This is a genomic window from Solidesulfovibrio carbinolicus (genome assembly GCF_004135975.1).
Taxonomy (GTDB): domain Bacteria; phylum Desulfobacterota; class Desulfovibrionia; order Desulfovibrionales; family Desulfovibrionaceae; genus Solidesulfovibrio; species Solidesulfovibrio carbinolicus.
Genome location: NZ_CP026538.1, coordinates 3,512,614 through 3,534,920 on the forward strand (window position 1 = coordinate 3,512,614; position 22,307 = coordinate 3,534,920).

Consider the following 22,307-nt stretch of genomic DNA (forward strand, 5'->3'; position numbering starts at 1 on the left):
TCGCGGACGCGACACTAGGCCGGAGCGGCGGCGGCCACGGCGGCCAGCACCCGGGCCAATTCGCTGGCGTCCACGGGTTTGGCCAAAAAATAGTCCATGCCGGCGGCGGCAATGGCCCGGCGGTCGGCGGGCAACACCCGGGCGGTCAGGGCCACGATGGGCACGGCCCCGGCCGGGCCGCCCAGGGCGCGGATGCGCCGGGCCGCGTCCAGGCCGTCCATGCGGGCCATGCACACGTCCATAAGCACCACGTCAAAGCGCGTCTCGGCGAGCCTGTCCAGGGCCTCAACACCGCAGGACACGCATTGCGCCTCATGGCCAAGATGTTCCAACAGCCACTTGGCCGTCAGCCCGCATACCGGCTCGTCGTCCACCACCAACACCCGAAGCGGCCGGCAGGCCGCCGGTTCCGGCGTTTCGACGGCCTTTACGGGAAGCGCCAGCGGGGCCTCGACCACGGCCGTGGTGCCGACGCCGGGAACGCTGTCCAGGCGCACCGTGCCGCCCATGAGCGCCGCCAACCGCCGCACCATGGCCAGCCCCAGCCCCGTGCCTTGATAGCGCCGGGTCAGGGTGTCGTCGATCTGAGTGAAGGGTTCGAACACGCGTTCCAGGGCGTGGGGCGGGATGCCGATGCCGGTGTCGGCCACGGTGAGCCGCAGCGTCGGCCCGGCTTCCGGGTCGTCCAGGCGCTCGGCCCGCACGGTGACCGAGCCCTTGGGCGTGAACTTCACGGCGTTGGAGACGAGGTTGGCGGCCAGTTGGCGCAGCCGGGCGGCGTCGCCGCAGACCGGCTGCGCCAGGGCGGCGTCGCCGGAAAAGGTCAGCGCCAGCCCCGCCGCCCGGGCCTGGGCCGCAAACGAGTCCACGACTTCGCGCAGCACCGTCAGCGGCGAATAGGATTCCCGGCAAAAGGACAGCGCTCCGCCCTCGGCGTTGGAATAATCGAGAATGGCGTTCATCACGCCCAAAAGCCCCCGGCCGGCTTCCAGGGCCGTGGTCACGAATTCGCCCTGCTCCTCGTCCAGCCGCGTGCCTTCCAGCAACTGGAGCATCCCCAGCAGCCCGTTTAAGGGCGTGCGGATCTCGTGGCTCATGTTGGCCAAAAACGCGTCCCGGGCCTGGCTTGCCGCCTCGGCCGCCTCCTTGGCCGCCACCAGGGCGGCGATGAGGTCCCGGGCCTCGGTCTGGTCCTCGAACACGGCCAGGGTAAGCCCGGCCTCGCCGCCGGCCAGACGGCCCAGGCGCACGTCGGCGACGATCCAGTCGCCGTCGGCATGGCGCAGCCGCCAGGGCACGACCAGGCCGCAGTCGTCGTCCGGGCACTCGGGAACAAGGGATTGTCCCGGCTGTCCGGGCGCGACGATGTCCCACAGTTGGGCCGCGACCGCAGGAGCCGGTTCCAGTCCCAAGGCGCGCTGGGCCCGGGGGTTGGCTTCGCGGATGCGCCCTTCGCGGTCAAAGATCAGGAAGGCCGTGCTGTCGTGGCGCTCCAGCAGCGAAAGGCGACGGCGCAAAGCAGCGACGCCGTCCGACGCCGCTGCTTTGACGGGAGCGGCCGCGTCCGGTTGCCCGCCAGCTGGCCGTGAGCAACAAGATGCGTCCAGGCTTTTACCGGCACGGCTGGTCGTATCGAAAATGGCTTCACGGCCCGACATGGGTCGTCCTTTATTGTTGTGGCGTAACAGCACCGTTCATGAAAAATGCTGCAAGACGGAAACTGTATGCCGACAAGGCGACGCAAGGCAAGCCAAAGCTTTACGTGGTTGTCCCGACAATCAAAAATACCGGAAATCCTATCCTGCATTTTCCCCGGACGTCGCTGCTGGCTCTGTATCGGCGTATCCGCGCTGGCCGCCAAAGCGCCACCGCAGCCGATCCAGGTAGAGATATATCACGGGCGTGGTGAAAAGCGTCATGATCTGGCTGACCACCAGTCCTCCGGCGATGACGATGCCCAGCGGCCGGCGCAGCTCGAAGCCTGCGCCATGGCCGAAGGCCAGAGGCAGCGCGCCCAGCAACGCGGCCAGGGTGGTCATCATGATGGGCCGAAAGCGCATCCGGCAAGCCTCGGTGATGGCCTCACGCGGGCCGAGGTTTCGGGCGCGTTCGGCTTCCAGGGCGAAATCCACCATCATGATGCCATTTTTTTTCACGATCCCGATGAGCAGCACAATGCCGATGACGGCGATGATGGACAGATCAAGCTTGAAGGCCATGAGCGCGGCCACGCCGCCAAGGCCGGCCGACGGCAGGGTCGAGAGGATGGTCACGGGATGGATGGCGCTCTCGTAGAGGACGCCAAGGACGATGTAGACGGCAACCAGCGCGGCCAGGATGAGCAGGGGCTGGTTTTTGAGCGAATCGCCCAGGGCCTGGGCCGTGCCGGCGAAGGTGGTGCGGATGGTCGCCGGCAGCCCCAGGCCCGCCGCCGCCTGGCCGATGGCGTCGGCGGCCTGGGAGAGCGAAACCCCGGGGGCGAGATTAAACGAGATGGTGGCCGAGGGAAATTGCCCTTGGTGAAAGACGGACAAGGGTGTCAGCTTGTCCTCCACCTTGGCGATGGTGGTCAAGGGAATCTGCTTGCCGTCCCTGCCGGGCACATAGACGTGGCGCAGGCCCTCGGGCGAGGCCCAGATGCGCGGGTCGGCGTCCAGGACCACCCGGTACTGGTTGACCTCGGCATAGGACACGCCGGCCAGGCTCTGGCCGAAGGCGTCGTAGAGCACGGCGTCGATGTCGACCATGGACACGCCCAGGCGCGAGGCCGCGTCGCGGTCCACCGTCACCGAGGTCATAAGCCCCCGGGCCTGCTGGTCGGCGATGACGTCGGTGACTTGGGGCAGCTTGCGCAGCCGCTCCTCGACCCTGGGCGTCCACTGGGTCAGCTCGGCGAAATCGTTGCCCAGAAGCGAGAACTGGTAGAGGGCCTTGCCCGGCCGGCCGCCCAGGCGCAGTTCCTGGGCCGGCATGAGAAAGGCTTGGGCCCCGGGCAGCTTGGCCAGGGACTTGCGCAGCCGCGAAAGCGTCACCTGGATGGGCGGCCGTTTGTCCTGGGCTTTGAGGGTCACGAACATCTGGGCCGAATTGACCGAGCCGCCGCCCGGTCCGCCGCCGCCGCCGGTAAAGCCGGTGACGCTTTCCACGTCCGGGTCGTTTTTGATGACGCTGACGATCTCGGCCAGCCGCCCTTCCATGTACTGAAACGAGCTGTCCTGGGAGGCCTGGATAAATCCCATGAGCCGGCCGGTGTCCTGTTCCGGGAAAAAGCCCTTGGGAATGATGATATAGAGCCAGACCGCGCCGCACAGGGCGGCGGCCGTGGCGGCCAGCATGGTTTTGGGATGCCCAAGGGCCGCTTCCAGGGCCCGGGCGTAGCCCCGGGCCAGGGCGGCAAAGGCCCGGGCGAAAAAGCCCGGCCGGCCCGGGCCATGGCCGCCCGCCCCGGCCCCGTGCCCGAAGACCACGGCGCACAGCATGGGCGTGGCCGTCAGCGACAGCACCAGCGACAGCAGGATGGCGATGGACAGCACGGCGGCGAATTCCCGGAAAAGCCGGCCCACCACCCCGCCCATGAAAAAGATGGGGATGAAAACCGCCACCAGAGACAGGCTCATGGACACCACGGTGAAGGCCACTTCCCGGGAACCGACCATGGCCGCCTGCCGGGGGTCCAGGCCGGCTTCGCGGTGACGGGCCACGTTTTCCACCACCACGATGGCGTCGTCCACGACAAACCCGGTGGCGATGGTCAGCGCCATGAGCGACAGGTTGTCCAGGGAATAGTCGAACAAATACATGACGGCGAACGTGCCGACCAGGGAGGCCACCGTGGCCACGGCCGGGATGAGCGTGGCCCGAAAGCTCCCCAGAAACACCCAGACCACGGCGATGACCAGCAGGCAGGACAGGACAAGCGTGAATTCCACCTCGGCCAGGGAGGCCCGGATGGGCGGGCTGCGGTCCATCTCCACGGAGACGTTCACGTCGCCGGGCAGCGAGGCGACAAGCTCGGGCAAAAGCGCCCGGACGTTGTCCACGGTCTCGATGATGTTGGCCCCGGGCTGGCGGAACACGATGATCATGACGGCCGGCGTGCCGCCTACCAGCCCGGCGGTGCGCACGTCCTCCACCGAATCGGTGACGGTGGCCACGTCGGACAGGCGCACGGCCGCGCCGTTTTTATAGGACAGGATAAGCGGCTGGTACTCGGCCGCCTTGTGGAGCTGGTCGTTGACGTCGATCTCATAGGCCGTGTCGCCGGACTCGACCCGGCCCTTGGGCCGGTTGACCGTGGTCTTGGCGATAAGTCCGCGCACGTTTTCCAGGCTTAAGCCCTGCTGGGCCAGCTTGGCCGGATCGACGCTCACCCGCACGGCCGGCAGGGCTCCGCCGCCCACGAACACCTGGCCCACGCCCTCGACCTGGGCCAGCTTTTGCTGGAGCACGGTGGAAGCCACGTCGTACATGGCGGCGCGCGACACCGTGGGCGAAGTCAGCGCCAGCACCATGACGGGCGCGTCGGCCGGGTTCATTTTGCGGTAGGTCGGATTCTGGCGCAGGGTCGAGGGCAGCTCGCCCCGGGCGGCGGCGATGGCGGCCTGGACGTCCCGGGAAGCGCCGTTGATGTCGCGCGACAGATCAAATTGCAGATTGATCTGGACCGACCCCCGGCCGCTGGTGGAGGTCATTTCCGTCACCCCGGCGATGCGGCCGAACTGGCGTTCCAGGGGCGCGGCCACGGACGTGGCCATGGTCTCGGGCTCGGCCCCGGGCAGCTGGGCCTGGACCGAGATGGTGGGGAAATCCACCTGGGGCAGGGCGGCGGCCGGCAGGAGCTTGAAGGCGATGGCTCCGGCCAGCATCAGGGCCAGCGTCAACAAGGCCGTGCCGACCGGGCGACGGATGCAGATTTCCGGCAGATTCATACGGTTCCGGCTTCTTCGTTCCCGGCGGCCATGGGCGGGGTCGTCTCGCGGCGGCCGGCCAGACGCTCGAAGAAGAGGTAGATGACGGGCGTGGTGTAAAGCGTGAGCGCCTGGCTGACGACAAGGCCGCCCACGATGGCGATGCCCAGGGGCCGGCGCAGCTCGCTGCCCACGCCCGAACCCAGGGCCAGGGGCAACGCGCCGAGAAGCGCCGCCATGGTTGTCATCATGATGGGCCGAAAACGCAGCAGGCAGGCCTCGTAAATGGCCTCGCCCGGGGAAAGCCCCCGCTCGCGCTCGGCGGACAGGGCGAAGTCCACCATCATGATGCCGTTTTTCTTCACGATGCCGATGAGCAGGATAATGCCGATGACGGCCATGATGCCGAGATCCTCGCCGCACAGCCACAAGGCCCCCACCGCGCCCACCCCGGCCGAAGGCAGGGTGGACAGGATAGTCACCGGGTGGATGAAGCTCTCGTACATGACGCCAAGGACGATGTAGACGGTGATCAGCGCGGCCAGGATGAGCAGCGGCTCGTTTTTGAGCGACTCCCCGAAAGCCTTGGCCGCGCCGGTGAAATCGCCGGCAATGCTGGCCGGCATCCCGATCCGGGCCGACACCGCGGCCACGGCGGCCACGGCGTCGCCAAGGGAATGCCCGGGCGCGGCGTCAAAGGAGACCGTGGCGGCCGGGAACTGGGATTGGCGGTTGCGCACGAGCGGCGCTTCGCCCTCGGTCACCGTGGCCACGGCCGACAGCGGAGCCTGGCCGCCGCCGGAGGTCGGCAGCCGCACCAGGGACAGGGCCTCGGGACCGGTGGCCATGGCCGGGTCCATGGCCAGCACCACCCGGTATTGGCTGAGTTCCGTGAACATGGTCGAGATCTGGCGCTGGCCAAAGGCGCTGTAAAGGGCGTTGTCGATGTCCTCGGGAGTCAGCCCATAGCGGGCGGCGGCCACCCGGTCGATGACGACGTTTAAGCGTTTGCCGCCCAGAGCCAGGTTGTGGGAGACGTTGCGCACTTCCGGCCGGGCGGCAAGCGCCTCGACAAAGCGCGGCGTCCACAGGGCCAGATCGCGGGAGCTGGGGGTTTCCAGCACGTACTGGTACTGGGCGCGGCCGGCCCGGGCGTCCACGGTCAGGTCCTGGACGGGCGAAAGCGCCACGCTCATCCCCGGCAGGCGGTGGGTCTTTTCTTCCAGCCGCCGGGCCACGCCGGCGGCGTCGGCCGTGCGCGAGGCCTTGGGCACGAGTTCCACGGCGATGCGGCCCACGTTGGGGCTGGGGTTGACGCCGTCCACGCCGACAAAGATGGCGGTGGAGGCCACGGCCGGATCGGCCGCCAATATTTCCGACAGCCCGGCTTGACCCTCGCCCATGGCGGCAAACGAGGCGGCGGACGGGGCCTCGAACACCCCGGACAGCCCGCCCGTGTCCTGGACCGGGAAAAAGCCCTTGGGCACGGCGGCGTACATCCAGACCGTGGCCACCACGGTGCCCACGGCCACAAGGAGCGTCGCGCCCTGATGGCGCAGGACCACCACCAAGGTACGGTCGTAGAAGGCGGTCATGGCCCCGAAGGCCGCGCCAAAAGTCCGGGCGACCAGGCCCCCGCCGGACTGCCCGTTGTGCCCCGACCGGCCAAGAAGCCGGGCGCAGAGCATGGGGGTCAGCGTCAGCGACACCACAGCCGACAGCAAAATGGCCACGCCCAGGGTCACGGCGAATTCGCGGAAAAGCCGGCCCACCACGTCGCCCATGAACAGCAGCGGAATGAGCACGGCCACCAGGGAAACGGTCAGCGACAGGATGGTGAAGCCGATCTGTCCCGCGCCGTTAAGCGCCGCCTGCATGGGCGGCGTGCCCTCCTCCACATGGCGGGCCACGTTTTCGATCATGACGATGGCGTCGTCCACCACGAAGCCGGTGGCAATGGTCAGCGCCATGAGCGTCAGGTTGTTGAGGCCATAGCCCAGCAGATACATGACGCCAAAGGTGCCGATAAGCGACAGCGGCACGGCCGTGCCCGGAATGAGCGTGGCCGGCACGTCGTGGAGAAACAGATAAATGACGCCGACGACCAGGACCACGGCCAGCAGCAGCTCGATCTGCACATCGTCGATGGAAGCCCGGATGGTGACGGTGCGGTCGGTCAGGACGGACAGGTCCACGGCGGCCGGCAGGGCCGCGCGCAGCTGGGGCAGGATGGCCTTGACCCGGTCCACCACGGCGATGACGTTGGCCCCGGGCTGGCGCTGGATGTTGAGGACAATGGCCGGCTTGCCGTTCACCCAGGCGGCCTGGCGCACGTCTTCGGGGCCGGTGCGGATGCTGGCCACGTCGGACAGGCGCACCGGCCGGCCGTCGCGGTAGCTGACGATGAGCGGCTTGTATTCGTCGGCCGTGAGCAGTTGGTCGTTGGTTTCCAGAATCGACGACTGGCGCGGACCGTCGAAGCCGCCCTTGGCCTTGTTGACGTTGGCCGCGGCGATGGCCGTCCGCACGTCCTCCACGGCAATGCCGTAAGCGGCCAGGGCCGTGGGGTTGACCTCCACGCGCACGGCCGGCCGCTGGCCGCCGGCCACGCTGACCAGGCCCACGCCGGAAAGCTGGGAAATCTTCTGGGCCAGACGGGTGTCGGCCAAATCCTGCACCGCCGTCAGTTCCATGGCCTCGGAAGTAAGGGCCAACGACAGGATGGGCGCGTCGGCCGGGTTGACCTTGCTGTAGACCGGCGGCGTGGGCAGGTCGCCCGGCAGCAGGCTGGTGGCCGTGTTGATGGCCGCCTGGACCTCCTGCTCGGCCACGTCGAGGCTCAGGCTCAGGGCGAATTGCAGGGTGATGACCGAGGCCCCGGGCGAACTCACCGAGGTCATCTCGGTCAGGCCCGGCATCTGGCCGAACTGGCGCTCCAAGGGCGCGGTCACGGCCGAGGCCATGACATCGGGGCTGGCCCCGGGATAAAACGTCCGCACCTGGATGGTGGGATAGTCCACCTGGGGCAGGGCCGAGACCGGGAGCTGGAAATAAGCCGTCAGGCCGGCCAGCACCACCGCGACCATGAGGAGCGTGGTGGCCACGGGCCGCAGGATAAACGGGCGCGACAGGTTCATGGCTTGGCGGCCACCGCTCCGCCGGCGTTGCGCGCCTCCACCTTGGCTCCGTCGCGCAGCCGGTCGGCCCCCTCCACCACCACAACCTCGCCGGCCGCCAGCCCCGACTCGATGACCACGTCCTGGCCCACGGCCAAGCCCACGGTCACCGGGCGCGAGGCGGCCACGCCGGACGCATCGACCACATAGGCCCTGGCCCCCTTGGGGCCGCGCTGCACCGCCGCCGCCGGCACGAGGAGCACGCCGCCCCGCTCTTCCAGCAACAGCTCGGCGTTGACGAACTGGTTGGGGAAAAGCGCCTCGTCGGCGTTGTCGAAGATCGCCCGCAGCTTCACCGTGCCGGTGGCCGTGTCGATCTGGTTGTCGAGGGTGGCGAGGGTTCCCTTGGCCAGAGCCTTGGTCATGGTGCGGTCATAGGCCGTGACCGGCAGCTTCTCGCCGGCCCGAAGCCGCGTGGCCACCTGGGGCAGCTGGTCCTCGGGCAGGGTAAAGAGTACGCTGATGGGCGACACCTGGGTGATGACGCACAGGCCGGTGGAATCGGCCGCCTTGATCATGTTGCCGGCGTCGACCTTGCGCAGCCCCACCCGGCCGGTCACCGGCGCGCTGATGCGGCTGTATTCGATTTGCAGCTTGGCGTTGTCGATAAGTCCCTTGTCCGTGCGGATGGCCGCCTCGTATTGGCGCACCAGCGAGGCCTGGGTGTCCCGGGTCTGGCCGGCCACCATGTCTTTTTTGGACAGGTTGTCGTAGCGCGTGAGGTCGGCCTTGGCGTTTTCCAGCAGTGCCGTGTCCTTGGCCAACTGGCCCTGGTACTGGTCGAGCTGGGCGGCGTAGGAACGCGGATCGATGCGAGCCAGGAGCTGGCCTTCCTTGACGAGCTGGCCTTCCTCAAAGAGCACTTCCATGAGCTCGCCGTCCACCCGGCTCTTGACCGTCACCGTGCGCAGCGGCGTCACCGTGCCGATGCCCGAAAGCGTCACCGCCGCCGTGCCGACCCGGGCCGGCGAGGTGGTCACCGAGACCACTTGCGGCCCCATGCCGCCAGGTCCGCCCGGCGGTGGCCCGCCCGGCTGGGCCAGACCGTCGCCGCCGTATTGCCGCCAAAAAAACCCGACCACGACTATTGCCGCCAACCCCATGAGCAGCCAGCGCAAGGGCCGGCGCGGCCGTGGTCCATCATGTCGTATCGTCATCGCAGGTGATCCTTCTTTATGCTGGGATGGCCTTGGAGCGCCGCCGGCCGTTGCCGGCGTCGCACCGGCACGTCGCGGCCGACGCCCAAAAAGTTACATCTGGAAAGTATATCGGGCGGACCGCGGAAGGCCAACCTTCCATTTTGTCAGGAATCGCCAGCAGCTTCGCCTCTCCGGCCACGGCCATGTCCCAAACCGCCTTCGCTGGGGCCCTGGTCGGACGAGCAGCCCGAATGGTTGCGCCGCCGGGCGACGAGTCCCATGGACCGCCGTCTCCCCCAAGACGCTCCGCCCGGAAGCGGCCCGGCGGCAACGGCGCTTGCGGGCCATGGCCGGCCGCCACCCCAAGCGAAAATGTTCGCTTGAGCGACAATTTTGCGCCGGTCACGACAATTTTATACGTCCCCCGCGCCAAAATCCCCCGCCGCTGTCGGCAAACTCCATGAAAAAGCGGCCGGAACACCCCCGCTCTCGGGCAGTTCCGGCCGCGTGTCGGCTGGTTGGCCGCGCCCATGCTCGGCGCGGCGGTCCTTTTTGCGCTACACCCCGCCGCACAGCCGGGCGAAGCTCATGCACTCGAAACGATTGCTAAAGGGGCACGGTTCCTTGGAAAACCACTTACGCTTGGGACACCAGTAGGCGTTCTTGAAGGGCTCGTTGCACCCGGAGGGCGTCGTGGCCTTGCGGGTGTACGAGCCGAACCGCATCTTGCCGTCGCTATGGTTGACGTTCCACACGGCCATGGTCGACACCTCCGTTTCCCTTTCCCAATGCATAGGACGGGCCAAGGCAAAATCGACCAAGCCGTTACAATGCCAACTGTTTCTCCTCCCTGCCCGATCCCCGCGCCGCCCGACGCGCCGGCCTGCCCCGCCCCTCCCCCGCCCCTGGCGCGACGCCGCGAATTGATCTATGAGCTTGCCGGACCCCATCGCCAGGACGCGCCGGCCAAGCGGCGCGAAAAGGAGGACGCCTTGGGACTTTTAGCCGCCAGCGGCGGGTTCACCCGCTACCGCATCGTGGGCGAAGTGAACAAGCAGGCCCTGCGCGAAGCGCCGGACCGGCTCAAGAAATACGCCTTCGTGGACATCGACAACACCGCCGACGAACGCTCCTTCGGCTGGACCTCCTTCGAGGACTACCTCGATACCGAATGGCGCGGCTCGCCGCCGGAAAAAGGCCACTACCTGGCCTTTGCCCTGCGCCTGGACACCCGGCGCATCTCCCCGGCCGTGTTCAAGAAACACCTGCGCCTGGCCATTGACCACGAAAAGGAACAGATGAAGGACGAAGGCAAGGTCTTCGTCTCCAAGGACCGCAAAAAGGAAATCGCCGAGCGCGTCAAACTGTCCCTCATGTCCCGCGCCCTGCCCATCCCCGCCGTCTTTGAAATCGTCTGGAACACCATCGACCAGGTCATCTGGCTGTGCACCACCAACGGCAAGATCCAGGAACTCTTCGAAGACAACTTCACCGCCACCTTCGAAATGCACCTGGAACCCCAGACCCCGGCCTACCTGGCCGAACGCATCGTCGGCGTGGAAAAAGGCCTGGCCATCGAACACCTCGAACCCAGCCAGTTCGGCGGTTAAGGAGAGGCCAGGGGCGCTGCCCCTGGACCCCGCCGGGGGGATCATCCCCCCGGACCCCCGCCCCTGGGCCGCGCCCCTTGGCGCAACGACGGACCAATGCGGTTATGGAGATAGTATGGACTCGATGATGGCCGAAGCCAAAAACCCGGTGCTCGGACAGGACTTCCTGACCTGGCTGTGGTTTAAAAGCGAAAAAAGCGGCTGGCTCTTCAAGCTGCCCGACGACTCCGAAGTCAACGTCTACCTGGAACAAAAAATTTCCGTGCGCGGCGGCGTGGGCGAGGAAGCCGAAACCGCCACCGTCTCCGGCCCCCACGCCCAGTTCGCCGAGGCCCGCCTGGGCGTCAAAAGCGGCAAACGCGTGGACCGGGCGCTGATTCGCTTCGAACAGGACGGCGAAACCTGGACAGTTACCGTCAAGGCCGACGACTTCACCCTCAATGCCCTGCGGCCGCCCAAGATCGACACCCGCAGCGAGGAAGGCGAAGATCCCGACGCCAAGGTGCTGGAAAAAATGTTTCTCATCGAAAAATGCACCAGCTTCTTCGACGCCCTCTACGCCCAGTTCCTGGCCGTCCGCTTAAGCCCCGGCTGGCCCGGCGAACTCTCCGACTTCGGCGAATGGCTGCGCGAAGGGGTGTAGGGTGTAGAGGGCAGAGAGAGAAGAGAAGATGCTCGGCGGCCGGGGCCTGAGGCGGCCAGCCAGGGCGATGGAACGGATGACGGGCGGCCTCAGGGCCGCCCGCCGCGTTTTGCGCCAACGGCACGCCAACGACGCGGAACAGCTTTTGGAGATGACGCAATCGCGGCTGGCCCGCTTGCCGACGTAACCGATGGCAAGGCTTAAATAGGCCGCACCGCCACCACGGCCTGGCCGGCCAGGCCTTCGAGGTCGGCCGGAATGACGATGAGGCCGTCGGCCATGAGCAGGGTCTTGAGCAACCCGGACTTGCCGAGCACCGGATGGGCCAGGGGCAGCTCGCCCGGGCGGTGCTCCAGGCGCACCCGGACATGGTCCTCGCGGCCCTGCTTGGAAGCCACGTTGCGCGACAAAAGCGCCGGGAAGGTGCGCGGGGCGCGGTCGAAGGCGGCTTTGTCGCCGGCCAGATGGGCCAGCAGCGGCAGCCCGAAGACGTCCAGCACCACCTGGGCCGAGGTTACCTGACCGGGCAGGCCGATGACCGGCTTGCCGTAAAGGCTGGCCAGGATGGTCGGCTTGCCCGGGCTGATGGCCACGCCGTGGGCCAGGACCTCCGCGCCAAGGCTTTTTAAGGCCTCCAGGGTGAAATCGCGCGCGCCAACCGAACTGCCGCCCGAAAGCAGGGTCAGGTCGTGGCCCTCGGCCGCGGTTTTGAGGGCGTCCCGGATGGAATCGAGGTCGTCGGGCACCAGGGGAAAGGTTGTGGCTGCGGCTCCGGCCTGGGCCAGCATGGCGGCCAGGGCGTGGCTGTTGACGTCGCGGATCTGGCCTGGTTGCGGCGTGGCCTCGGCCGGCACGAGTTCGTCGCCGGTGGAGAGCAGGGCCACCGAGGGCATCCTGCCCACGGGCACGTCAACCACGCCCAGGGCGGCCAACAGCCCGATCTCCTGGGGGCGCAGGCGCGTGCCGGCCCCAAGGGCCGTCTCGCCGCGCCGGGCGTCCTCGCCGGCCAGCATCACGTTGTCGCCCGGGGCCACGGGACGGCGAATCTCAATGGCTCCCGCCCCCAGGTCCTCGGCGTATTCCACCATGACCACGGCGTCGGCCCCGGCCGGCAAAAACGCGCCGGTGACGATGCGGGCGCAATGTCCGGGCGGCAAGGCCGCCTCCGGGATGACGCCGATGGGGATGTCCATGGCCAAGTCAAGGTAGCCAGGGTTGGACTCGCCGGCCCCGAAAACCTCGGCCGCCCGCACGGCGTAGCCGTCCATGGAAGCCCGGCTGGCCAGGGGCAGGTCCTCGCCGGAGACGACGTCGGCGGCCAAAAACCGGCGGCAGGCCGCGCCAAGGGGCACGGTCTCCAGGCCAAGGGGGGCAAAGCCGTGGAGAAGATCCCGAAATTCGGCCGTGGACACGGCCCGAAAAAAACCGTCGCGCATGGATAACATCCTTCTGTTCTGTCAGGCTTGGAGCAGACCACGCGCCATGGCGGCGGCCCCGTAGAGGCCCACGTCCTCGTCGCGCACCAGCTGCACGGCCACGGTGCGCAAAAAATCGCCGTACGTGGGGGAGGCGTAAAATTCCCGGGCGAATTCGGGATGCCGCACCAGCAAGGGGTTTTTGGCGGCCACGCCGCCGCTCAAATAGACGCCGCCGGCGGCCACCACGGTCAGGGCGTAGTCGCGCACGGCCCGGCCGTAGAAACGGGCGAACCAGGCCGCCGTCGGGCTGTCCGGGGCGAGAAGCCGCCCGACCTCGCCCGGGGAAAGGGCGTCGCCGGTCAGAAAACGGTGCAGATGGGCCAATCCGCCCCCGGTCACCACGGTGTCGCGGCGGGCGTAGGCCTCGCCGGTGGCCTGGCGCAGAGAGGCGGCAAAGGCGGCCTCTTCCGGGCCGACAAAGGGCATGGCCGTCTGGCCGGCCTCGGAAGCCAGGACCAGCAAGCCGCCGCCGGGCAGCGGGGCCAGGCAGGCATGGCCCAGGCCCGTGCCGGCTCCAACCACGGCCTGGACCTGGCCCGGGTCCGACTCGCCGGGCAACACCACCTCGGCCGTATCCCCAAGCAGGCGGCAACCGTGGGCCTGGGCCAGAAAATCGTTGGCGCAGGCGCTGTTTCTCAGGCCATGCCGGGCTTCAAGAGCGTCGAGATCAAGCTTCCAGGCGATGTTGGCGAACCGCACCCGGCGTCCCACCACCGCCCCGGGCACGGCGAAAACAGCGGCCGCCGCCTGGGCCGGCAAAAGATCAAACCCGGCCGCCGGCAGAGCGGCCAAGAGTTCGTCAAAAGACGCCGCCGCCTGGGTGGACAGGCGCACCTGGCAGGACAGGGTCAGTGCGCCGTCCGGGGCCAGCAGAAAATGCCCAAAGCGGCTGGAGGTGCCGCCAATGTCGGCAGCCAGCAGATGTTTGGCGGCGGGGACGGCGGCGTCGGCCATGTCGGTCTCCTTGCAAGCGGTGGGCGTTTGCGGCAGGAAAAGCCCACGCCGACGGCAGTGTAGCCGGGGCGCGCAAGGAAACGCAAGCATGGCCGACCTCGCAAGCGCCGCCCTGGCCGGGGCGGCCATGGGGCTTTCCGCCGGGTTCGCCCCGGGGCCCTTGCTGTCCCTGGTGCTGTCCCAGACCCTGGCCCATGGCCCCCGCGAGGGCGTCAAGGTGGCCCTGGCTCCCATCCTCACCGACACGCCCATTATCCTGGCCACCTGGCTGCTGCTCTCGCGCCTCACAGGCACGCCGGCCGTCCTTGGCGTCGTCGCCCTGGCCGGGGCGGCGCTGCTGTGCCGCTACGCCTATGACTGCTTCCAGGCCCCGCCCCCGGACGCCGGCGATCCGGCCAAGGCCCCGCGCTCGGTGTTGCGCGGCGTGGCCGCCAATTTTTCCAATCCCCACCCCTACCTGTTCTGGGCCACCGTGGGCGTGCCCTACCTCCTGGAAGCGGCCCGTTCCGGCCCGGCCGGCCCCATCGCCTATCTGGCCACCTTCTACGTCTGCATCGTCGGGGCCAAAATCCTGGCCGCCGGGCTGGCCGGACGCTTCCGGCGGTTCTTGTCCAGCCGCGGCTACCGGCTGTTCATGGCCGCGCTGGGAGCCTCGCTGCTCTACTTTGCCTGGGGATTCGTCAGGCAGGGACTCTCCCTGCTGGGCCTCGCCAGCTAAACGGCCGGGCGGGACATTGTCCTTTGGGGCAATCGTCCGTATCATGCCGCGTTCCCCATTATCGACCACAAAGGAGCCTCCATGGCCGCGCCCTTCACCATCGGCCTTATCCAGATGGCCCCGGCCACGACCGTAGCCGCCTCCCTCGAAAAAGCCGCCGAGCGCATCGAGGCGGCGGCCAAGGCCGGCGCGCAGGTGATCTGCCTGCCCGAACTCTTTGCCACGCCGTATTTTTGCCGCAACCAGGACCACGACGCCTTCGATCTGGCCGAACCCATCCCCGGCCCGACCACAAACGCCATGGCCGAGGCGGCCAAGGCCCACAAGGTGGTCGTGGTGGCCCCGCTCTACGAACGGCGCGGCCCGGGCTGCTACCAGAATTCCCTGGCCGTGCTCGGCCCGGACGGCGACCATCTCGGCGTCTACCGCAAAATGCACATCCCCCACGATCCGGGTTTCGAGGAGAAGTTCTACTTCGCCCCCGGCGACCTGGGTTTTAAGACTTTCCAAACGCCCTTTGGCCCCATCGGCACGCTAATCTGCTGGGACCAGTGGTTCCCCGAGGCGGCCCGGGCCACGGCGCTTCTTGGCGCGTCGGTCATCTTCTACCCCACGGCCATCGGCTGGCACCCGTCGGAAAAGGCCGAATACGGCGAGCGCCAGCGCGACAGCTGGATCACCATCCAGCGCAGCCACGCCATCGCCAACGGCCTGTACGTGGCCGCCGTCAACAGGGTCGGCAGCGAAGGCTCGGGCGAAGGCTACGGCGAAACCCTGGAATTCTGGGGCTCGTCCTTTGTGGCCGATCCCTCGGGGCAAATGATCGCCCAGGCCGGCATCGTCACCGAAGACATCCTGCTGGCCGAAATCAACCCCCAAACCATCGAAACCACCCGCCGCCACTGGCCGTTTCTGCGCGACCGCCGCATCGACGCCTACGGCGGCCTGGGCAAGTTGTACGGCCAGTAGCGTGTAGAGAAGCGAGAAGATCGGGGCGCTGCCCCGAGCCCCGCCGGGGGGATGATCCCCCCGGACCCCTCAATTATTTTCATATGGGGCATCCACCATATCACCCCCCGTTGAAAGTTTTAGGGGAAAGAGGGGGGGCGCGGGGGGGAGGAAACCCCTTTTTCCAAAAAGGGGTTTCCTCCCCCCCGCCTGACCGGAGGTCAGCACTAGTATGAGACGCAATATCTATCTGCGGACGATTCCCATCGAGGAAGCGCTGGCGCGGGTTGTGGAGCGGCTGGATCGGGAGACGCTCGTTGGCGTGGAGCGTGTCGGGGCCGAGCGCTCGGCCGGGCGGGTCACGGCCGAGCCGGTCATTGCCCGCTATTCCTCGCCCACCTACCACAGCGCGGCCATGGACGGCATTGCCGTGCGCGCGGCCGAGACCTTTGCCGCCCGCGAAGGCTCGCCGGTGCGACTTGCGCCGGAAACGGGCTTTGTCTTCGTCAACACGGGCCATCCACTGCCGACCGGGTTCGACGCGGTGGTGATGATCGAAAACGTGGTCATGGACGGCGAGGCGGCCTGCATCGAGGCTCCGGTGGCCCCTTTTGCCCATGTGCGGCGCATTGGCGAGGACATCGTGGCCACGGAGATGATTTTGCCGCGCCATCGCCGCATCACGCCCTACGACGTGGGGGCGCTGTTGTCCTGCGGCGCGTATGACGTGTCGGTCTACGAGCGCATCCGCATCCGGGTGATCCCCACCGGCGACGAGGTCATGGATTTCACCTCGCGCCCGGCTCCCGGGCCGGGCCAGGTGGTGGAGAGCAATTCGATGCTCTTGTGCGCCCTGGCCGACGAATGGGGCTTTGTCTGCGAGCGGGTGCCGCCGGTTTCCGACGATCCCGAGGCTTTGGCCGAGGCGGTGCGGGAGGGCATCGCATCCGACGCCCACATCGTGGTGACGGTGGCCGGCTCCTCGGCCGGGAGCAAGGATTTCGCCCGGGCCACCATGGAGCGGTTCGGCGAGGTCCTGGTGCACGGCGTGGCGGCCATGCCGGGCAAGCCGTCGCTATTGGGCGTGGCCGAGGGCGGTAAGCTCTTGGTTGGCGCGCCGGGCTATCCGGTCAGCGCCGTGGTCTGTTTCGAGCGGCTGCTCTATCCCCTGGCCTGCTGGCTGTCCCGGGTCGAACCGCGCAGCAAGCAGACCGTGACCGCTTCCCTTGCCCGCAGCGTGCCGTCGCGCATCGGCATGGTGGATTTCGTGCGTCTGGCCGTGGGCAAGGTCGGGGAGCGCCATGTGGCCCTGCCGCTGTCGCGCGGGGCGGGCAGCATTTCCACCCTGACCAAGGCCCAAGCCGTGACGCAACTCCCGGCCGCGGCCGAAGGGCTGGAAGCCGGGGCCGAAGTCACGGCCGAGCTGCTCTGCGATCCGGGGGAGCTTGCCCGCACGCTCGTGTGCGTGGGCAGCCACGACAACACGCTGGATCTCCTGGCCGATCTGCTCATGCGCCGTACCCCGGCCATCCGGCTGGCGTCGAGCCATGTGGGCAGCATGGGCGGACTGATCGCCCTGCGCAACGACGCGGCCATGGTGGCCGGCACGCACCTGTTTGATCCCGAGACCAACGACTACAATTTCCCGTTCCTGGCCAAGTACCTGCCCAATCTTCCCGTGACGGTGATCAATCTGGCCGTACGCCAGCAGGGGCTCATCGTGGCCCCGGGCAATCCGCTGGGCATTGCCGGCGTGGCCGATCTGGCCGACGGCAAGGTGCGGTACTTGAACCGCCAGCGCGGGGCCGGCACGCGCATTCTCTTCGACTACCATCTGGCCCAGGCCGGCATTGATCCGGCCCGGGTGTCGGGCTATGGCCGCGAGGAGCACACCCACATGGCGGTTGCCGTCAACGTGGGCACGGGCGCGGCCGACTGCGGCCTGGGCGTCTATGCGGCGGCCAAGGCCCTGGGGCTGGATTTCGTGCCCCTGGCCCGGGAGCGCTACGATCTGGTGGTGCCCACGGCCTATCTGGGCGACCCCAAGATCGAGGCGGTGCTGGAGACCGTTCGTGGCGGGGAATTCGCCGCCCGGGTGGAGGCCCTTGGCGGCTACGAGACGGCCTGGACCGGCCGGATCATGGCGCCGGGCATGGGCCTACCGGACTGATCGCCGCTAGGCGGCGAGGGCCGCGCCCAAGCGCGCCAACCCCTCGCCTTGATCAACCCCCTTTTTCCCTTTCGGGAGGGTCCGGGAGGGGCTGAGCCCCTCCCGGCCGCCGGAGGCATTCTCCCCTCATCCCTCTTCCACACCCACAACTTGAGGACAACATGGACTGGAAACTGTTTGCGACGACGTTTGCCACGATTTTCGTGGCCGAGCTGGGCGACAAGACGCAGCTGGCCTGCGTGCTGACGGCGGCGGATTCGAGAAACCCCTGGGTGGTTTTTGCCGGATCGAGTCTGGCCTTGATCGCCACCTCGCTTCTGGGCGTGGTCTTTGCGGACTTCATTTGCAATTTCGTGTCTCCGGCCATCATCAAGAAGGTCGCGGCCGTGGCCTTCGTGGTCATGGGGACGCTTATTTATTTCGACAAATTGTAGGAACCGCCATGAACGACGAACGCGTTTTCGTGGATCTGCGCGACAAGTGCTGAGGGTTGGGGCTGGAGATAGGTTGGTATCTCCGTCTCTCCCGGGCGCGCGAGCTGGAATTCCTGGTCGCCCCCAAGGCCCGGCCGGTCCTTGAGGACCAGTTGCTCACGGTGTCGGGCTGGAGCCTTGACGTGGCCGAGGCCGAGGGGTTCCTGCGGGCCGTCTATCGGCGTCTGGCCCCGGCGAAGTGAAGGCCGGGGCCGGTTTCGTTAGCCTGGACATTTTCGGGGAAATGGTATTTTGAGGAGGGATGAAGAACCCTGCTCGCACGATGCTCGGCAGGCTTTTGAACCGGTCCATGGCCACCTTGCTGGTGGCCGTGGCGCTGTTGGCCGCCTTGCCGGCCACCCTGGCCATCCTCTGGACCAGCTTTGAGGCCCGGGGCCGGGCCGAAGCCGAGGTCACGGCCAATCTCGTGACCCTGACGCGCAGCCTAGCCGCCGTCCAGGAGGCCATCAACCGCCAGGCCCTGGGGATGCTCGAAACCCTGCGCGCCACCCGGGCCGTGGCCCAGCGCGACCTGCCGGCCGCCAACAGGCTCTTCACCACCGTCCTGGCCGACCGGCCCGAACTGTCCAACGTCTTTTTGACCGACGCCGCCGGCCGGGTCATCGCCTCGGGACTGCCGCCGTTTTTGGGCCAGGACCTGTCCGACCGCAAATACTTCCGCGACGCGGCCGCTTCCAAGCGGCCAGGAATCGGCGATTTCATCTTCGGGCGCACCACGGGCAAGCCCATCCTCGTCTACGCCATCCCCTTGCTTGACGGCAATGGTGAGCTTGCCGGCGTTCTGGGGCTGTCCTATTTCCTCGACGGCTACGAACGCTTCGTGGCCGGTCTGGCCATGCCGCCCCATGTCCGGGTGACCCTGCTCGACCCTTCGGGCCGGCGCATGGTGGCCTACCCGCCAAGCCCAATCTATCCCCTGGGCCAGCCGGCTTTTCCCCCGATCTGGGAGCATGTCCGCGACGCGGCTGCCGACGCCGTGACCTTCACGAGCCCCCGCCCCACCGGCCAGGTCGCCCTCTTGAGCTCCCTGCGCCTGCGGCAGTTCCCGGACGCGCCGCCCTACCTGACCATCGTCCTGTCCAGCGCCCGCGACGAAGCCTTTGCCGAGGCCGATCTGCTCCTGGGCCGGGGCCTGACCCTGGCCGTGGTCGCCGCCCTGCTGGCCCTGGCCCTGGCCCGGCTGGCCGGCCGGGCGGCCATCGGGCGCGGCATCGAAAGCCTGGACCGGGCCGCCGCCGCCCTGGCCGGCGGCGACCTGTCCGCCCGGGCCGCCGTTGACGGCGGGGCGGCCGAGGTCCGGCGTTTGGGCGAGAGCTTCAACGCCATGGCCGACACCATCGAAATCCGCCAGCATGAGCTGGCCGACGCGGCCAAGGCCTTGGAACAACTGCGCGGGCAACTCAGCAACATCCTGGAATCCATGCCCTCGGCCATCATCGGTCTGGACGCCGCCGGCCGCGTCACCCATTTAAACGCCCAGGCGGCGACCCTGTTCGGCCTGCCGCGCGAGGCCGTCATCGGTCGGGAGGCGGCGTCCGCCCTGCCGTTTCTGGCCGGCCATATGGCCGCCCTGGAAGACGCCCTGCGCCAGCGCCGCAGCCTGCTGTTGGAGCGCATGCCCCTGCGCCGGGGTGAAGACGACCGGCTCATGAACATGCTGTTTTATCCGCTGGTGGCCAACGGGGCCGAAGGGGTGGTCATTCGCCTGGACGACGTCACCGAGCGAGAGCGGCTGCGCGAACTCATGATCCAGACCGAGAAAATGATGAGTGTGGGCGGCCTGGCCGCCGGCATGGCCCACGAGATTAACAATCCGCTCGGCAGCATCCTCCAGGCCGCCCAGGTGCTGGAACTCCAGCTCGACCCGGCCCTGCCGGCCAACCAGGAAGCGGCCCGCAAGCTCGGCCTGAACCTTGATGCCGTGCGCGCCTACCTCGAAGCCCGCAAGGTGCTCAAATTCTTGGCCGGCATCCGCGAGGCCGGCCTGCGCGCCGCCTCCATCGTGTCCAGCATGTTGGAATTTTCCCGCCAAAGCGACTCGCGCCATGTCCAGGCCGACCTGCGGGCCATGGCCGACAAGAGCCTGAGCCTGGCCGAAAGCGATTATGACCTCAAAAAACGCTACGATTTCAGACACATCAACATCGAACGCGACTATCCTGAGGAGCCGGTTTCGGTGTTCTGCGCGCCCACGGAAATCGAGCAGGTGCTGCTGAACCTGTTTAAAAACGCCGCCCAGGCCCTGGCCGGGGTGGCCGGCCAAGGCAAGACCCCGACCATTGCCGTGCGGGTGCGGGCGTTGCCCGAGGCCGGGGAAATCGTGGTGGCCGACAACGGCCCGGGCATGGACGAGGCCACGCGCGCCCGGGTGTTCGAGCCCTTTTTCACCACCAAGCCGGCCGGCGAGGGCACCGGCCTTGGTCTGTCGGTGTCCTATTTCATCATCGTCAACAACCACGGCGGGGGAATCCGCATGGACGCCGAGCCGGGAGCCGGGACGCGCTGCACCATCACCCTGCCCCGCCGGGAGCCGTCGTGAACGCCGCCCCGGCCGTCCTTGTCCTTGACGACGAGGAACTGTTGCGCGAAAGCCTGGCCCTGTACCTGGAGACCCATGACTTTGCCGTGCTCCAGGCCGGCAGCGCCGAGGAAGCTCTGGCCTTGCTGCCGGATCATCCCTGCCGGGCGGCCGTGGTGGACATCCGGTTGCCGGGACTGACCGGCCTGGATTTCATCGCCCGGGCCCATGCCGTCTGGCCGGGGATGCGCTTTGTCGTCTACACCGGCTCGCCGGGCGTGCGGCCGGGGCCGGAACTTGCGGCCGCCGGCCTTGGCCCGGACGACATCATCGCCAAACCCGCCGCCGGCCTGGAAATCCTGGCCGACGCCTTGCGCCGGGTCCTTGGCGAGAGCGGAGAAGCGCCATGACCGACGCCCCCAAGACCACCATCCTGACCATGGACGACGCCGAGATCCTGCGCGAAGCCATGGCCGCCTACCTGGAAAACCATGGCTACCGGGTGCTCCAGGCCGCCGACGGCCGGGAGGGCCTGGAGATCTTCGAGGCGGCCCGGCCCGATCTGGTGCTCATCGACCTGCGGATGCCGGTTCTTGGCGGCATGGAGGTGCTGGCCCGGCTGCGCGAGGCCGCCCCGGACACGCCCACCATCGTGGTTTCGGGCACGGGCCTGTTGCAGGACGCCCTGGAGGCCATCCGCCTGGGGGCCTGGGATTTTATCACCAAGCCCATGGCCGACATGGCCGTGCTGCTCCACGCCGTGGACAAGGCCCTGGACCGGGCCAGGCTCATCAATGAAAACCGCCGCCACCGGGAGCACCTCGAAAGCGAAATCGCCCGGCGCACCCTGGCCCTGGAGCGCTCCCTGGAAGAAAAAAAGGTGCTCCTGGCCGAGATCCACCACCGGGTCAAAAACAACCTGCAAATCATCCTGGGGCTGGTCGCCATCCAGGCCGAGGAAGCCGACAGCGACGCCGAACGCGAACGTTTTTCCCGCCTGGAAACCCGGGTGCGCTCCATGGCGCTCATTCACCAGCAACTCTACAAGCACGGCGATCTGTCCACCATCGACATGGCCGAATACGCCCAGGCCCTGATCGGCTCCCTGGTGGCCATCTTTCGCCACGCCATGGCCGGGGTGGAAGTCGTGTGCGACTGCCAGCCCTTCCAGCTTGGCCTGGGCAAGGCCGTGCCCTGCGGGCTGCTTTTAAATGAACTGGTCTCTAACGCCTGCAAACATGCCTTCGCTCCAGGCCAGGGCGGCCGGCTGACCATCCGCATGGCCCTGGAAAACGGCCAGGCCGCCATCGAGGTGGCCGACGACGGCCGGGGGCCGGGGCCGGATTTCTCCCTGGAAACCGCCCAGACCATGGGCATGACCCTCGTGCGGGAACTCACGCGCCAGCTCGAAGGGATCATCCGCCGCCTGCCCGGGCCGGGCCTGCATCTGGCCGTGGCCTTCCCGGTCGGCCAGGGAGGGGCCAAACCGGCCTCCTGAACAGCGGCCGGCGCCAAAGGCCGAAGCGCCCAGCCGCAGACGGGGCGGCCCGGC

17 protein-coding genes are annotated in these 22,307 nt (G+C 67.9%); 10 read left to right on the top strand and 7 right to left on the bottom strand.

All coding sequences use genetic code 11. The features are described 5' to 3' along the window. Nucleotides 1–14: 14 nt before the first annotated feature. The 5 genes from C3Y92_RS15720 to C3Y92_RS15740 form a co-directional block, all read right to left on the bottom strand. Nucleotides 15–1,517 (bottom strand): ATP-binding protein, encoded by a 1,503-nt coding sequence (locus C3Y92_RS15720; protein WP_235669513.1) that lies wholly within the window; start codon nt 1,515–1,517, stop codon nt 15–17. Between the two features lie 279 nt (nt 1,518–1,796). Then, nucleotides 1,797–4,928, bottom strand: coding sequence for an efflux RND transporter permease subunit (locus C3Y92_RS15725; protein ID WP_129354104.1), 3,132 nt, complete (start codon nt 4,926–4,928; stop codon nt 1,797–1,799). After that, nucleotides 4,925–8,044 carry a multidrug efflux RND transporter permease subunit gene (locus C3Y92_RS15730; protein ID WP_129354106.1) on the bottom strand — a complete coding sequence of 1,040 codons (3,120 nt, stop codon included), beginning with the start codon at nt 8,042–8,044 and terminating at the stop codon, nt 4,925–4,927. Before C3Y92_RS15730 ends, C3Y92_RS15725 begins: the two co-directional genes overlap by 4 nt. Next, a complete protein-coding gene (locus C3Y92_RS15735; RefSeq protein ID WP_129354108.1) occupies nt 8,041–9,240 on the bottom strand; it encodes an MdtA/MuxA family multidrug efflux RND transporter periplasmic adaptor subunit in 1,200 nt (399 codons plus the stop codon). The genes C3Y92_RS15730 and C3Y92_RS15735 overlap by 4 nt, the downstream gene beginning before the upstream one ends. Nucleotides 9,241–9,779: 539 nt before the next feature. Further along, nucleotides 9,780–9,983: a hypothetical protein gene (locus C3Y92_RS15740; protein WP_043600966.1), complete on the bottom strand. Its 204-nt coding sequence runs from the start codon at nt 9,981–9,983 to the stop codon at nt 9,780–9,782. Nucleotides 9,984–10,214: 231 nt separating this feature from the next. On the opposite strand from C3Y92_RS15740, the gene C3Y92_RS15745 reads away from it, so the two are divergent. Next, entirely contained in the window at nt 10,215–10,832 is a 618-nt protein-coding gene (locus C3Y92_RS15745; protein WP_129354110.1) for a recombination-associated protein RdgC, read from the top strand. Between the two features lie 115 nt (nt 10,833–10,947). Continuing rightward, the gene (locus C3Y92_RS15750; protein ID WP_129354112.1) at nt 10,948–11,475 is read left to right on the top strand and encodes a hypothetical protein; all 528 of its coding nucleotides are present in this window, start codon (nt 10,948–10,950) and stop codon (nt 11,473–11,475) included. A 200-nt stretch (nt 11,476–11,675) separates the two neighbouring features. On the opposite strand, the gene C3Y92_RS15755 is transcribed toward C3Y92_RS15750, so the two are convergent. Next, nucleotides 11,676–12,911, bottom strand: coding sequence for a molybdopterin molybdotransferase MoeA (locus tag C3Y92_RS15755; RefSeq protein WP_129354114.1), 1,236 nt, complete (start codon nt 12,909–12,911; stop codon nt 11,676–11,678). 21 nt (nt 12,912–12,932) lie between these two features. Continuing rightward, nucleotides 12,933–13,907, bottom strand: a complete 975-nt coding sequence (locus tag C3Y92_RS15760) for a glucokinase (RefSeq protein ID WP_129354116.1) — start codon at nt 13,905–13,907, stop codon at nt 12,933–12,935. Nucleotides 13,908–13,995: 88 nt separating this feature from the next. Here C3Y92_RS15760 and C3Y92_RS15765 point away from each other — a divergent pair, with 88 nt between their 5' ends. The 8 genes from C3Y92_RS15765 to C3Y92_RS15800 all read left to right on the top strand — a co-directional run bounded on the left by C3Y92_RS15765 (nt 13,996) and on the right by C3Y92_RS15800 (nt 22,253). Further along, a complete protein-coding gene (locus C3Y92_RS15765; protein WP_129354118.1) occupies nt 13,996–14,625 on the top strand; it encodes a LysE family translocator in 630 nt (209 codons plus the stop codon). A gap of 81 nt (nt 14,626–14,706) precedes the next feature. Beyond that, a complete protein-coding gene (locus C3Y92_RS15770) occupies nt 14,707–15,594 on the top strand; it encodes a carbon-nitrogen hydrolase (RefSeq protein ID WP_129354120.1) in 888 nt (295 codons plus the stop codon). A gap of 211 nt (nt 15,595–15,805) precedes the next feature. Beyond that, the gene (locus C3Y92_RS15775; protein WP_129354122.1) at nt 15,806–17,743 is read left to right on the top strand and encodes a molybdopterin biosynthesis protein; all 1,938 of its coding nucleotides are present in this window, start codon (nt 15,806–15,808) and stop codon (nt 17,741–17,743) included. Between the two features lie 161 nt (nt 17,744–17,904). Further along, a complete protein-coding gene (locus tag C3Y92_RS15780; RefSeq protein ID WP_129354124.1) occupies nt 17,905–18,177 on the top strand; it encodes a TMEM165/GDT1 family protein in 273 nt (90 codons plus the stop codon). A 56-nt stretch (nt 18,178–18,233) separates the two neighbouring features. Continuing rightward, on the top strand, nt 18,234–18,419 hold the full coding sequence (locus tag C3Y92_RS15785) for a hypothetical protein (protein WP_129354126.1): 186 nt from the start codon (nt 18,234–18,236) through the stop codon (nt 18,417–18,419). A 59-nt stretch (nt 18,420–18,478) separates the two neighbouring features. Next, nucleotides 18,479–20,776, top strand: a complete 2,298-nt coding sequence (locus tag C3Y92_RS15790; RefSeq protein ID WP_129354128.1) for an ATP-binding protein — start codon at nt 18,479–18,481, stop codon at nt 20,774–20,776. Next, nucleotides 20,773–21,165, top strand: a complete 393-nt coding sequence (locus C3Y92_RS15795) for a response regulator (RefSeq protein ID WP_129354130.1) — start codon at nt 20,773–20,775, stop codon at nt 21,163–21,165. The genes C3Y92_RS15790 and C3Y92_RS15795 overlap by 4 nt, the downstream gene beginning before the upstream one ends. Continuing rightward, entirely contained in the window at nt 21,162–22,253 is a 1,092-nt protein-coding gene (locus C3Y92_RS15800) for a sensor histidine kinase (RefSeq protein WP_129354132.1), read from the top strand. Before C3Y92_RS15795 ends, C3Y92_RS15800 begins: the two co-directional genes overlap by 4 nt. Nucleotides 22,254–22,307 lie beyond the last annotated feature (54 nt).

Bases quoted from the DNA above. Each gene is read 5' to 3' on its own strand.
- C3Y92_RS15770 (WP_129354120.1), top strand. From the start codon at position 14,707: ATGGCCGCGCCCTTCACCATCGGCCTTATCCAGATGGCCCCGGCCACG.
- C3Y92_RS15750 (WP_129354112.1), top strand. From the start codon at position 10,948: ATGGACTCGATGATGGCCGAAGCCAAAAACCCGGTGCTCGGACAGGAC.
- C3Y92_RS15775 (WP_129354122.1), top strand. From the start codon at position 15,806: ATGAGACGCAATATCTATCTGCGGACGATTCCCATCGAGGAAGCGCTG.
- C3Y92_RS15765 (WP_129354118.1), top strand. From the start codon at position 13,996: ATGGCCGACCTCGCAAGCGCCGCCCTGGCCGGGGCGGCCATGGGGCTT.
- C3Y92_RS15760 (WP_129354116.1), bottom strand. From the start codon at position 13,907: ATGGCCGACGCCGCCGTCCCCGCCGCCAAACATCTGCTGGCTGCCGAC.
- C3Y92_RS15755 (WP_129354114.1), bottom strand. From the start codon at position 12,911: ATGCGCGACGGTTTTTTTCGGGCCGTGTCCACGGCCGAATTTCGGGAT.
- C3Y92_RS15735 (WP_129354108.1), bottom strand. From the start codon at position 9,240: ATGACGATACGACATGATGGACCACGGCCGCGCCGGCCCTTGCGCTGG.
- C3Y92_RS15725 (WP_129354104.1), bottom strand. From the start codon at position 4,928: ATGAATCTGCCGGAAATCTGCATCCGTCGCCCGGTCGGCACGGCCTTG.
- C3Y92_RS15800 (WP_129354132.1), top strand. From the start codon at position 21,162: ATGACCGACGCCCCCAAGACCACCATCCTGACCATGGACGACGCCGAG.
- C3Y92_RS15730 (WP_129354106.1), bottom strand. From the start codon at position 8,044: ATGAACCTGTCGCGCCCGTTTATCCTGCGGCCCGTGGCCACCACGCTC.
- C3Y92_RS15780 (WP_129354124.1), top strand. From the start codon at position 17,905: ATGGACTGGAAACTGTTTGCGACGACGTTTGCCACGATTTTCGTGGCC.
- C3Y92_RS15790 (WP_129354128.1), top strand. From the start codon at position 18,479: ATGAAGAACCCTGCTCGCACGATGCTCGGCAGGCTTTTGAACCGGTCC.
- C3Y92_RS15740 (WP_043600966.1), bottom strand. From the start codon at position 9,983: ATGGCCGTGTGGAACGTCAACCATAGCGACGGCAAGATGCGGTTCGGC.